Below are 13,159 nucleotides of genomic sequence, written 5' to 3'. Positions count from 1 at the left end.
TATTTGTTACACCTTAGCAGTGTATATAATTTAGCATTATAGTATATTCATTACATAATTTGTATCATAATTGTGCAGTTCTATATGTTTTAAGGATATTTCTTTATTCAACTATAAGGCTATAACTCACGACAAACCCAATCAAATGAAGAGACTTTTACTTTCCCTACTTTGGCTTATCCCTTCGGCATTATTTTCACAAATTACTGTAGACGAATCACTAACAACACAACAACTCGTAGAAGACATTCTCATAAACGCCTCTTGTGCAGGAACTGAGAACTTTGTACAAAGTACAGGTACAGATTTTGCATCTGTAAATGGCGTGGGTGCTTTTAATGCAAATGGCAGTAACTTCCCCTTTCAAGCGGGAGTAGTACTAAGTTCTGGTAGCGTATCTACGGCACCGGGCCCTAACCTTACTACGCAAAGCAACGGTGGGGCAGCGTGGCCAGGAGATACAGACTTAGAAAACTTTACTGGTGCAACGGCAACAAATAACGCTTCATTTATACAGTTTGATTTTACTCCTTTTACTGAGCAATTGAGCTTTGATTTCTTAATGGCATCAGAGGAGTACAATCAAAATTTTGAGTGCACATTTACAGATGCCTTTGCTTTTATACTTACAGATAATGACACAGGAACCTCTGTAAACCTTGCTGTACTACCTGGCACAAACACTCCAATAGAAGTGACAAACATAAGACCTGAAGTACCTAATAATTGTGCTGCAGTAAATGAAGAGTTTTTTGGTCAGTACAACTTCCTCCCTTTTAATGATGAAAACACAGCTGCAACAAACTTTAATGGTCAAACTGTCGAGCTTACCGCATCTACCACAGTAGTACCTGGAAATTCATACACGATTAAACTTGTGGTAGCAGACCAAACAGATAGTCTTTTTGATATTGCAGTATTTATTGAGGCTGGTAGTTTTAACGTTACAAATACAGATCTAGGTGAAGATTTACTCGTTGAAAATGGCCTTGCATCTTGTGAAGGAGACCCTGTTACTCTAGATGCTACAGATCCAGATGCAGAAACTTACACCTGGTTGCTTAACGACGTAGTTATAACTGGAGAAACATCATCAACACTAGTTGTTACTGAGCCTGGTGAATATAGCGTAGTAGTAACTCTTACAGATTTGCCAGATTGTGAAGTACGAGACGATATAACAGTCGAGTTTATTTCTGAACCTGCAGTAAATATTGATGATGTAGTTTCTTGTATGGGAGAAACCGAAACTTTAGACACAGGCCTACCCGCAAGTACAACAACATTTGTTTGGAGTCTAGATGGAACTGTTATAACAGGGGAAACAGGACCATCTATAAGCGCAACAGCATCAGGAACATATACAGTACAAGCTATTTTTGATGCTGGATGTACCTATACAGATGATGCTATTGCTACTTTTAACGTAGCGCCTATTGTAGACCTTGGGGAAGACATCAATAGTTGTCTTGAAGATGCTGTCACTCTAGATGGATCTCCAACTAATGTAGATCCATCTACCTCTACTTATGAATGGTTTTTAAATGGAACTCTTATAGCGGGAGAGACCTCTGCTACTTTAGAAGCTACAGCTACAGGAGTGTATGAAGTTTTTGTAACCTTTGAAGGGTGTGTTGGGACCGATACATTAACAATTAATCAAGCTAACGAGGATGGCTCTAGTTGTAATATAAATGATTTATGTCCTGATGCCCTACCACTAGTATGTGGAGACACTGTAACAGGAACAACTGTAGGATCTACCTCAACTGGTGAGCCTGGAACTTGTGGAACAGGTCCTGGAGCTCCAGGAAACTACTATACATTTACTGGAACAGGAGAGCTTATACAACTAGCAATGTGTAACTCTACATATGATACAAAACTTCAAGTATTCACAGGTACCTGTGATGCTTTAACTTGTGTAGATGGAAACGATGATTCTTGCGGGCTACAATCTGAAGTAGACTTTCTTTCTGTAGAAGGTGTAGAATATACAATCTATGTTTTTGGATTTGGATCAAGCGTAGGAGATTATGAGCTTACTGTCACCTGTATTGAAGCTCCTCAAGGTTGCCTTGATGCCGAAGAACTACTTTGTGGTGATACCGCTACTGGGACTATAGTTGGAGCGCCAGCAACAGATGTTCCATTAGAAGATTGTGGAAATATAGGTGCAGGAGACTCACCAGGAGTCTGGTTTTCATTTACTGGCACTGGTGATAGCACTGAATTTAGTTTACTTGACTCAACATTTGACACTGGCTTACAGATTTATTCTGGCTCTTGTGAAGAGCTCATATGTGTAGAGGGTAATGACGATTTTGGTGGCACAGAGCAATCTAAAGTAGAGTTTATTACAACTGTAGGTACAGAATATTTAATCTATGTGTATGGAGAAAATGGAGCTACTGGTGGTTTTGAATTATCTATAGAATGTACTCCACCTGCAACTTGTGATGATATTGAACCACTATGTAGTCAAGAGGGCCTCATTTTTGAAAATACTTCTGACGGCTCATCTGCTCAAGATGGGATTGATTATGAGTGTTTATTTTCTCAACCTAACCCTAACTGGTTTTACCTTGAAATAGGTCAAGAAGGTGACATAGACTTAGAAATTGTTCAAAACACAGCTTTTGACGCAGATGGCAACCCTACAGGCACTGAACTAGATGTAGATTTTATAGCTTGGGGACCATTTGACAGTCCAGATAACGCCTGTCAGAACTTAAATCCAAGTACAAGTGTAGATTGTAGCTTCTCTGCAGCCGCTGTTGAGACATTTACAATTCCTGACGCTCAAGTTGGTGAGGTTTACATACTTCTCATTACGAATTTTAATGGATCAAGCGGATTTATAAGTGTAGGTCAAACTGGTGGTGATGGAAATACCAACTGTAGTATTGTATGTCCAGATTTTGATATAGACCTAGGAGGTGATCAGTCTGTTTGTGACGTAAGTTCTATAGAGCTCACTGCAACGCTTTCTGGAAGCAATACAGCAAACCCTTCTTATGAGTGGAGCACTGGAGAAACAACACCTTCCATTACTGTTACAGAAACTGGTGTTTATGAAGTTATTGTTACTGTAGATGGTTGTTCTGAGAGTCAAATTGTAAATATTGAGTTTGGATCAACACCTGTTATAGAATTAGGAAACGATTTTGACACTTGTTTCGAAGATGCTATTTTCTTAGATGCAAGCCCTTCTAATATAGATCCATCACAAGTAACTTATCGATGGTTTCAAGACGGTATAGAATTACCAGATACTTCCTCATCAATAGAGGTTGTAGAGCTTGGCAATTATGAAGTTGTCGTTTCAGATAATGGTTGCGTTGCTACAGACAGCATACTTATTACAGGCAGCATTCTTGGTGTACAGCTTATAGATAACTTCCAAACTTGTCCTAATGAATTACAAACTCTGACTGCCACAACAGACGCAGCTGGAGTTAGTTTCCAGTGGTTTGTAAATGGAACAGTAATAGATGGCGCTACAAGTGCTACCTATGACGTTATATTACCATCTACTACTGTAGGTACTCAAACCTTTACTGTAGAAATAACTAGAGGGGTTTGCTCTGGCACTGCACAGGTAGATGTGACTCTATATGAGGTAGGAAATTGTGTTATTTCCGAAGGTCTTTCTCCATCTGGATCACCTGGCTTCAATGATACACTTGACTTACGCTTCCTATCTGACAGATCTGGAATAACCAATCTACAAATATATAACCGTCTAGGTACTTTAGTATTTGAACAAGACTCATATACAAATGAGTGGAGAGGACAAACTGATGCAGGTGATGACTTGCCTACAGGGACTTATTTTTATGTAATCTCTCTTGAACGAGAAGACCCAACATATGGAACTCAAGCTACAGGGTGGATTTACTTAAATCAAGAATAATCAAAAATCTAATTGTACCTACGATATAGTTGAATTAACAACGAGACAACAATGAAGAAACTACTATTACTAACGCTAATTTTAAGTCTATTTTACGTAGACGAGTCTGTTGCTCAACAAGACCCACAGTATACACAGTATATGTATAATATGAATGTGGTAAATCCAGCGTATGCTGGCCTTAAAGAGGGTCTTGCAATAAACCTATTATATAGAAACCAATGGTCAAGTTTAGACGGGTCTCCAGAGACCTTTACATTTACTGCACACTCACCTGTTTCAGAAAAAGTGGGGCTAGGAGTATCACTTATAAGAGATGAGCTAGGCCCAGTAAGAGAGACTAACGCTTATGCAGACTTTTCATACACCATAGATGTAAGTGACGACTTTAAGCTTGCTTTAGGTGTTAAAGCTGGGGCAACTTTTCACGAGGTAGGCCTTGTAGACCTCGAACTTCAAGATCCCGGCGATGCATTTTTCTCACAAAACATTAATCAAACGTATCCCAACGTAGGGACCGGTGCTTTCTTATACAGCGATAAGTTTTATGTAGGACTCTCTGTACCTAATTTACTTAACTCTGTTCATCTAGATACTAATGAACTAAAAATAGGCTCTGAGACTAATCACTACTTTATAACTTCGGGTTATGTTTTTCAAGTTTCAGATAATGTAAAACTTAAGCCTTCAGTAATGATAAAATCTGCGTTTGATGCACCAGTTTCTTTTGATGCAAATGTTAATGCCCTCTTTCTAGAAAAATTTGAATTAGGCGTTTCTTATAGATATGATGATTCTTTTAGCGGGATAGTAGGTTTTCAAGCAACACCAGAGTTTAGAATAGGGTATGCTTATGATGCAGTAACTTCTGAGATAAATAACATAGCCCCATCCTCACACGAGATTATTATAACCTACAACATTCTGCGTAATAAAAAAGCATTACGCTCACCTAGATACTTCTAAACCTAACCATAGCACACTAATATGAAGAAGTTTTACTTATATATATTGCTCCTAATTTTTACAGCAACAGGAGCCGTAGCACAAGACAAAGACACAAAAAAAGCAGATGGTCTGTTTGAGAGACTTGCTTATACCGAAGCTATAACTGAATACACCAAACTTATAGAAAAGGGAAAAGCAGACAAGTATGTATATGCACAACTCGCCGAAAGCTATGCAATACTAGGCAATACAAAAAAAGCAGTTTCTTTTTACAAAAGAGCTACTAAAGGAAAAAGCGCAAAGCTCACACCAGATCTTATGTATAAGTACGCACAAGCTCTTAAGGCAGAGGGTAACGCGGCAGACTATAAAACTTGGATGCAAAAATTTACTCAGGCAAAACCCAATGATTCTAGATCTGCTAGTTTTTTAAAGAATTCTAATTATCTAAGCCAGCTTTTAGGTCAAGAGCCGGCTTATACCGTAAAAAATGCCGGAGCTTTAAATACAAGTTATGCAGACTATGGGAGTGCAGTAAGTAACAACACCCTTTACTTTGCTAGTGCTAGAAATACAAATCGCAAAAAACATAATCTAAATGACGAACCCTTTTTAGATATATATACAGCGACACTAGACGGATCAAAATTAGGAACAGCCTCTTTACTTACAGGTGACGTAAATACAAAGTATCACGAGGGCAAAGTAGCAATCTCTCCAGATGGAAAACGTATGTATTTTGACCGCAATGACTATTATAAAGGAGATCTAGATAAGGACGAGGCTGGCGTAAACCAAATTAATCTTTATACTGCAGAAAAGGTAGGAGGAGAATGGGTAAATGTACAATCTGCTCCATTTAATAGTGATGAGTTCTCAACCGGTCATCCCGCAATTAGTCCTGACGGTAACACGCTCTATTTTTCTAGTGATAGACCTGGCGGAAAAGGAGGGTCAGATTTATATATGGTTGCTGTAAATAAGGATGGAACATTTGGCACACCTACGGCACTTAAAAATCAAATCAATACAGAGGGTACAGAAGTATTCCCTTTTATAGCTCAAGATGGCACTTTATATTTCTCAAGTGATGGTCATATGGGTATGGGAGGCCTTGACGTATTTATGTCAGAGAGTAAGGGGGCAAACACGTATGCTATTCCTCAAAATGCAGGTCCAGGGATAAATAGCCCTGCAGACGACTTTTCAATATATATAAACCAAGATACAGATACAGGTTTTATCTCTTCAAACCGTGCCGGTGGTAAAGGAGGAGATGACATTTATATATTAGGACAACTGCCTCCTTGTGATGTAGATGTTGCTCTCACGGTAGTAAATCCAGCTGGAGAGGGTATAAATAAAGCTCTTGTGATTGTAAATAACACTACAGACAACACAAGTGAGTCTGACACTGCTACAACAACGGGTAGATACCTCTACCAGTCTAAATGTAATCGCACATACACAATAACTGCTAGTGCAGATGGCTATAAAGAAGCAACTCAAAACATTACAGTAGGTAAATCTGGTGTTAACCAGACTATAACGCTAGAACCTATAATAGATCAAGTAGTTGTTACAGAAACAGAAGTTGTTTTAAATCCTATTTATTTTGATTTTGACAAGTCTAACATACGCCCATCTGCGGCAGCAGAGCTAGATAGACTTGTGAACGTTATGATGCAATATCCTACAATGGTAATAAGTGCAGAGTCACACACAGATATACGTGGGTCTGAATCTTATAACAAGAACTTATCGCAACGTCGTGCAGACTCTATGCGAGATTATGTAGTAAGCAAAGGTATAAATGCTAGCCGCATCTCAAGCATAGGAAAAGGAGAGTCTGAGCCTGCTATAACTTGCGGTTCAAACTGTACAGAAGATGAACATCAACTTAACAGACGCTCTGTCTTTAAGATAGTCACTAGATAAACTGGATAATTATTAACTAACCAACCATCCAAGAAGCCGCAATGCGTAAGTGTTGCGGTTTTTTTTTACCGTAATATCAAATTAGTATAAAGCACTAGTTGTAACTTGACATTACAATGTAGCCTATGGTTTTCTAAGAAACCGTACGGTTATATACAGCCAAATTTTTTGGCCTCTTGTGTTGCCAACTATCGAGAAGCACATTTATTTCAGAAGTCTAGCTAAACTACCTTGATGCTTTAATAAAAAAACCCACTGCTAGTAGCACTAACAGTGGGTTTTTAAAATGTATTATTCCGCTTTCGCGAAAGCGTATATATAACTACGTTACTTAGTTTGCATTGATCTGTATCTCATCAAGCTCAAAAGTACCATCAAAATCTGGATCACCAGACCCGCTGTATCTAAAAGCAACATAACCGTTAGACTCAATACAAGAAAGATCTACAATACCAGAGTCTATCCAGTCTCCAAAGAAATCTCCATCATCTACAATCACTCCTGCAGGTAAAACATCCCAAGTGGCTGTTGCAATAGTAGCCTCAGTACCATCCCAATCACTAGAAAAAAGAAGGTCAAGCGTACTACCGTCTGAAAAACTGTTTGAAGTCATAAACTGAAGTGTCTCACCAGTATTAGCTTGAAGGTCTAGCATAGGTGTGATTAACCAAGCGATAGTAGCATCATCTCCAGACTGGAAAGATCCTACTCTTGCAGAAATACCTAAAGAGGCGTTTTGACCTCCACTAGAGTATGCCTCCCAAGTTTCTGACCCTTCTTGCTGGTAGTTAGTCCATCCATTTCCAGATATTGGGCTATTTGTAGCTTGTGTCTCAAAGAAATCTTCAAAAAGAATTGTACTTCCTGCAGCATCTGCCACACCACAATCTATCTCTACCGGATCACAACGCTCTGCTTGATCAAAAATTACGTCATTTCTGTCGTTTATAGCAAGATTAAAGTCTTCTCCAAAGAAATTACGAGTAAGTACTCCAGAAATACTTCCGCGTCCCGTAGGAAGCGCTATAGACTTGAAATTTGCAAAGGTACTTGTGCTTAAAATAAGTGTTTGCTCTGTCGCACAACTAAAGATAGTGCGCTCTCCATCAAACTCATCTAGTGGCTCACCCGCATAAGTAAGGCTTTGATCAATCACTTCTTCTTTTGCAAATTGAACATCTGTAAGTTTTATAAAAATGTTTTCTAAGTCTTCACTTAGGTTTGAGATGGTTGTCTCTACAGGAACAATAGTCTCTACCGTTGCAGATCGCTGTATGTAATCAAATTGTAGTGGAGCTGGTATCTTCTCAAGGTTGTTTGTAACTCCCAGGGTTAACACACCGTTACTTTCACCAAGGTGAAGACCTCCTAATTTTACAAATATCTTACGCCCTATCTCATAATACGTAAATAGAGGGCTCTCGTCTATTAAGATACGTACACCTGCAGTAGGCGCTGTAGCGTTGTCTTGTATAATGATTTCTTCAAACCAGTTACCAGACTCATCACTGCTTATCACAAATCCTTCTACATACTGTGTAGACTCTGTAAGGTCTACCGTTTCTCCTTCTTGAAGGAATAAGTTTCTAAGTGCAGAAACAGAGATTACTTCACCATCAAGAACAGGATCTGTTGCGGTAAGATCTGGTGTGCTAAAATCATCATCTTGCACACAACTAGTTATAGTAAGCAACGCAATAATGGCTGCAAATACGTGGGTTAATTTTATTGTTTTCATATTAAATATATTTCTTAATTGTTTTATTAAAAGCGCACGTATGCGTTTACATAGTATGTTGTTCCTCTACCGAAGAAGAGACGATCACCAAAAACTGGGGTGTCTCTTTGTGCCTCTTCTAGGCTTGACCTATAATTTGCTCGTCTACTATCTTCAAAACCTCCTGTAATGTAGGTCTCATCTAGTACATTATTTACAGTTGCAAAAAAGCCTACAAAGTAGTCTCCTACCCTCCAAGATTTACCTCCTATAATATTGACCAAAAAGTAATCATCTATTTCTGTCTGTCTTAGTAAGTCTCTCGCTACATCTGTATCATAATCATTAAATGGCTGTCCATCTATATCTTGATTAAAGTTTGCTGTTCTAGCTAGGTTACTAAAGTCTAAGTATGAATTTGAGAAGTAGTTTACTGTAAGTCCAAAGTTCCAGAATTCTGGGTCTCTATACTCAAAACCTAGTTGGTAGGCTCTTTCTGGTCCTCCTGCAACGTGCAAATCTTTAATAGCAGTTGTCCCATCACCAAAGGTTTGAGGCCCCTCAAAATCGTCTGATGTATAGTATATATTAGGATTATTTGCATACGTATATTGCCCTACAGATGCCGCAGCCTTAAGTTTAAGAGTAGGTAATACCTGCGCTTCTATACCTAGTTCTGCTCCTATATTTCTACGTTCTACATTAGTGAGTACCTCTTGAACAAAAGAAGCTTCTGTACCAGCAATACTATTTTGTGTAAAGAAGAAACCTATGTCTGTTCCTTTTTGAAAACCAGTATAAAACCCTGTAAGACGTCCCTTTACTATAGGTGATCTAAAAATATAACTTGCATCCACACTCTGTATTTGCTCTGACTCTAAGCCTATAACTACATCATTGTTTTGACGCGCATTACTAAAGCTATTTCGTATACCTGGAGCTACAGAATAATATCCTGCATTTACATCTATAAGGTGACGCCCCGATAATTTATAGGTTGCACCCGCTTTAATTCCTCCGTTTGTAAACGAAAGTTTCTCACTAGGTCCAAAAGAGCGACTACCTGTAAAGTTTCCGTTCTCATAGAGTCCCGTGCGCTGGTATGAAGTATTACTTGCTGTACCAGACACATAAAAATCTACTTTATTATAAGTAAATTGTGCCTGTGCAAAGCCAGAAACTACGGTCGCATCCATATCATAATTATACTTATAGCGATCACCCTCTACTACTACTCTATTAGGGTTACGTACATCACTCTGTGCAAGATCTCCATCTTGCCCATCTTGACTCTCACTTACAGAAAAGTTATCTATATCTAGAAAACCATCTCCCCCTAGTAGGTCGCTTACTTGTGCATAATTTTCGCTTTTTAACCCTCTATAGCTCACATTACCATCTATAGTGATAGCGTCTGTTACTTGAGAGTTAATTATCACATTTGCACTAAGCTGGCTATCATCTATCACATCGTCTTGAAGTATGATATTAGAATTGCCTCCATTAGCATTTGCTTGATATAAAGAGTTCCAATCAAATTGACCATCATTTATAAAGTCCTGCTCTAGAAGGTATGCATTCTGAAAATCATAAGCCGTAGGATTAGGATCTTGTAAAGCATAACTAGGCAAAAGTTGATAATAGTTTGGCGCTGGATTTCTCAAACTACCATTATCTACTCTACCACTTTTTATAGAACCAAACTGGTAGCCCAGGTTTGAGTTGATTGTTGTTTTATCGCTTAATGTCCAGTAGTGATTAAGCATCAAAACAGGCTCTTCTATCTCTCGCTCTCTTGTATTACGTTTCTCTCCATTTTGATAGCCCCAAAAAGGATTATACGTTCTTCCTTTTAGGTCAAACTGCTCTTCTGTAATAGCTGTCGCTCTACCACGCCTATTAGGGGTATAGAATCCTGTAAAGTTTAAACTATGTGCATCATTTATTTTCTTCTCTACAGAGAGATACATAGAGTTTGCATCATATAATGTTCCATCTTGAAAACCTTCTTCTCCAAAACGTCTTGCTAGTAGCACACTATATGCCCATCCATTTCCGTTAAGACCAGAATTATAGCTTGCCATCACTCTACCTTGATATGAGGCATTTGCCGCAGCATATGATATTCTACCTCCCTCTCGTTCTTGTGAAGCTCTCATTACGATATTTGTAACCCCTGCGAGACCTCCAAAACTATATTCACTAGGAGTAAGTCCTTGAGAAAATTCGCGATTACGCTGTGCGTCATTTAGTCCTCCCCAGTTACCCCATTGTGGTCTTCCGTTAAACTGTTTATTCATCTCAATCCCGTTAATGAGCACTTTGCCATTTGCATTATCGAGACCTCTAGGTCTAAAAAAAGTTGCACTCCAGTCAAAAGCGGCTGCGCTTAAAAAAGCATCGCGACCGGCAGATAGAAGTCCTGATACATTAAAGTTACCTAGATCATCATCACCACTGTTAAGATCATTATCAGAAAGTGAGATTAACCCTATTTGCTGCTGCTCTGCAGAGATGTCTACATCTAGTGTAATCAAATCAAGATTGAGCGTTTGCCCAGTTGTAAGAATAATAGGAAGTCTCTTGGTGATAAAACCATTTTTTAAAACCAAAAGAATCTGATCTCCTTCCTGAGTTAAGTTGTTAAGTACAAATACTCCCATAGCATTTGTCATTGTTTCTGCAGCGCTCTTTTCGAGACGTAAAGTAACGTCTGGAAGCGGCTCAGAGGTGATGGCATCCATCACCGTTCCTTTTATTTGTGTTTGTGACCACGCTGTGGCCGCTAGAAACACACATAAAAGTGATAAAGTAAATTGCTTCATAAATGATTAATATTTGGTTGTTTTATTAAGAAACCGTTACGATTCTAGGCCAAAAGTAGGCAAAATAGAACATTTCATTACCTTTGACACGCTCTCTGCAAAAGAGTTTACAAAAAGATAACACACATCTATTTTATGAAACTAAAAGTACTCGCCTTATCTGGTTTATTGACTGTTACCGCTTTCGCGAAAGCACAACAAGACAAAACCTATCGTGCACATACCATTGCTTTTTACAATGTAGAAAACCTCTTTGATACAGAAAACGACCCCATCACCTATGATGATGATCGCACACCAGATGGTAAAGACCACTGGACCGAAGAAATTTATCAAGATAAAGTAAGCAAGATGGCGCGCGTCATTTCAGAAATAGGAGCAGATGTAACAAATAATGCTCCAGCACTCATAGGCCTTGCAGAAATTGAAAATAGAAAAACAGTAGAAGCACTAGCAAATGATCCAAAACTACTTGCTAAGGATTACGGCATTGCTCATTTTGACTCGCCAGATAGACGAGGGATTGATGTAGCCCTTATGTATCAAAAAGCGCTTTTTAAACCGACTAACATTAGCAAGCACGAGCTTCTTATTTATGATAACGTTGACACAAGTAAAAGGGTGTACACGCGTGACCAGCTCTTGGTTTCTGGGCTGCTGGATGGTGATATGATACACGTGATTGTAAATCACTGGCCATCTCGCTCAGGTGGAGAAGCACGAAGTCGTAAAAAACGTATCGCCGCTGCTGCACTTAATATGAAAATTATAGATAGCCTGCAGAGTAATGATCCTTATGCAAAGATTATTACAATGGGAGATCTCAACGACGACCCTACAAGCCCTAGTGTAAAGAAAACAATGAAAGCGTCTGGAAAGAAAGAAAAAGTCAAAGATGATATGCTTTACAACCCTATGGAGCCTATGTTTAAAAAAGGGATTGGTACACTCGCCTATCGTGATGGATGGAATCTTTTTGACCAGATTATTATAAGTGCACCTTTGCTTGATAAAGATTTTAGCACATACCGCTATTATAAAGCAGGTATTTACAATAAGAACTACTTAAGCAACCCTAAAGGGCGTTATAAAGGATACCCTTACAGAAGCTTTGCAAATGGAGGCTACACAGGAGGATACAGTGACCATTTCCCAGTGTATGTATACCTTATTAAAGAAGACCAATAAAACAACTTATAATAGTTAATAAAAATGTCCGCAATCTAATTATTAGATTGCGGACATTTTTTTGTTTTAATCACGCTTTCGCGAAAGCGTAACACTACCCATAAAAGGTATAGTCTAAAGGGCTATATTAAAACCACTGCGACCAAGGTATAATAGCAAGTACTGCAATTAAAGCAAGCGTATAAAATATGGCTATCTTCTTGAACTTAGGCGTAGAAAGGCGCTGTTTTTTATGTTTTGAATACCCCACAGTAACAAGTACTACAGCAATAATCATAAGGAAAGGGTGCTCTACAGCTAGCTGTCTAGCCTGGCTAGATAAACCGCCCATTCCGTTTGCTTTTATGGCTTGTAAGCCATTAGGAGACACAAACCATAACACAAGCCCTATGAGTAACTGTATGTGCATAGTTATAAGTGTAAACAGTGTTAGACTCATATCCTTACCTCCATACTCCTTTTTACCAAAGAATTTAGAGAGGGCATTTACTGTTGCAATAACAAGAACTATAAGAACTAAATACGCCCAAAAAGAGTGGACAAACTGAACAACTGAGTACATATGATGTATATTTATTATGGTTGAGTGTCAAAGATAATTCATAAATATAAAAGCCGCTACTGTTT

7 protein-coding genes are annotated in these 13,159 nt (G+C 38.6%); 4 read left to right on the top strand and 3 right to left on the bottom strand.

What is annotated here, in order from left to right; all coding sequences use genetic code 11:
* The first annotated feature begins 145 nt into the window (after positions 1–145).
* From ACFO5T_RS03505 to ACFO5T_RS03495, 3 genes are read left to right on the top strand one after another with little or no spacing between them, the layout of a single operon-like run.
* Positions 146–3,916, top strand: a complete 3,771-nt coding sequence (locus ACFO5T_RS03505) for a choice-of-anchor L domain-containing protein (RefSeq protein ID WP_380032082.1) — start codon at positions 146–148, stop codon at positions 3,914–3,916.
* Positions 3,917–3,967: 51 nt separating this feature from the next.
* Complete coding sequence (locus ACFO5T_RS03500) at positions 3,968–4,882, top strand: PorP/SprF family type IX secretion system membrane protein (protein WP_380032079.1); 915 nt, start codon at positions 3,968–3,970, stop codon at positions 4,880–4,882.
* A 21-nt stretch (positions 4,883–4,903) separates the two neighbouring features.
* Positions 4,904–6,802 (top strand): OmpA family protein, encoded by a 1,899-nt coding sequence (locus ACFO5T_RS03495; RefSeq protein ID WP_380032077.1) that lies wholly within the window; start codon positions 4,904–4,906, stop codon positions 6,800–6,802.
* A gap of 331 nt (positions 6,803–7,133) precedes the next feature.
* On the opposite strand, the gene ACFO5T_RS03490 is transcribed toward ACFO5T_RS03495, so the two are convergent.
* Positions 7,134–8,540: a DUF5689 domain-containing protein gene (locus ACFO5T_RS03490; protein ID WP_380032075.1), complete on the bottom strand. Its 1,407-nt coding sequence runs from the start codon at positions 8,538–8,540 to the stop codon at positions 7,134–7,136.
* Between the two features lie 26 nt (positions 8,541–8,566).
* A complete protein-coding gene (locus tag ACFO5T_RS03485; protein WP_380032073.1) occupies positions 8,567–11,344 on the bottom strand; it encodes a carboxypeptidase regulatory-like domain-containing protein in 2,778 nt (925 codons plus the stop codon).
* A 135-nt stretch (positions 11,345–11,479) separates the two neighbouring features.
* Here ACFO5T_RS03485 and ACFO5T_RS03480 point away from each other — a divergent pair, with 135 nt between their 5' ends.
* Complete coding sequence (locus ACFO5T_RS03480; RefSeq protein ID WP_375253254.1) at positions 11,480–12,532, top strand: endonuclease/exonuclease/phosphatase family protein; 1,053 nt, start codon at positions 11,480–11,482, stop codon at positions 12,530–12,532.
* A gap of 127 nt (positions 12,533–12,659) precedes the next feature.
* On the opposite strand, the gene ACFO5T_RS03475 is transcribed toward ACFO5T_RS03480, so the two are convergent.
* Positions 12,660–13,094, bottom strand: coding sequence for a hypothetical protein (locus ACFO5T_RS03475; RefSeq protein ID WP_380032071.1), 435 nt, complete (start codon positions 13,092–13,094; stop codon positions 12,660–12,662).
* Positions 13,095–13,159 lie beyond the last annotated feature (65 nt).

The sequence above is a fragment of the Dokdonia genika genome (genome assembly GCF_042652845.1).
In the GTDB taxonomy this organism is placed as follows: domain Bacteria; phylum Bacteroidota; class Bacteroidia; order Flavobacteriales; family Flavobacteriaceae; genus Dokdonia; species Dokdonia donghaensis.
The sequence above is the reverse complement of the archived record's forward strand: the minus strand, read 5'-3'. Positions and strand labels throughout refer to the sequence as shown.

What these genes read in the sequence shown, in the direction of transcription:
- ACFO5T_RS03505 (WP_380032082.1), top strand. Translation starts at nt 146, where the DNA reads ATGAAGAGACTTTTACTTTCCCTACTTTGGCTTATCCCTTCGGCATTA.
- ACFO5T_RS03500 (WP_380032079.1), top strand. Translation starts at nt 3,968, where the DNA reads ATGAAGAAACTACTATTACTAACGCTAATTTTAAGTCTATTTTACGTA.
- ACFO5T_RS03495 (WP_380032077.1), top strand. Translation starts at nt 4,904, where the DNA reads ATGAAGAAGTTTTACTTATATATATTGCTCCTAATTTTTACAGCAACA.
- ACFO5T_RS03490 (WP_380032075.1), bottom strand. Translation starts at nt 8,540, where the DNA reads ATGAAAACAATAAAATTAACCCACGTATTTGCAGCCATTATTGCGTTG.
- ACFO5T_RS03485 (WP_380032073.1), bottom strand. Translation starts at nt 11,344, where the DNA reads ATGAAGCAATTTACTTTATCACTTTTATGTGTGTTTCTAGCGGCCACA.
- ACFO5T_RS03480 (WP_375253254.1), top strand. Translation starts at nt 11,480, where the DNA reads ATGAAACTAAAAGTACTCGCCTTATCTGGTTTATTGACTGTTACCGCT.
- ACFO5T_RS03475 (WP_380032071.1), bottom strand. Translation starts at nt 13,094, where the DNA reads ATGTACTCAGTTGTTCAGTTTGTCCACTCTTTTTGGGCGTATTTAGTT.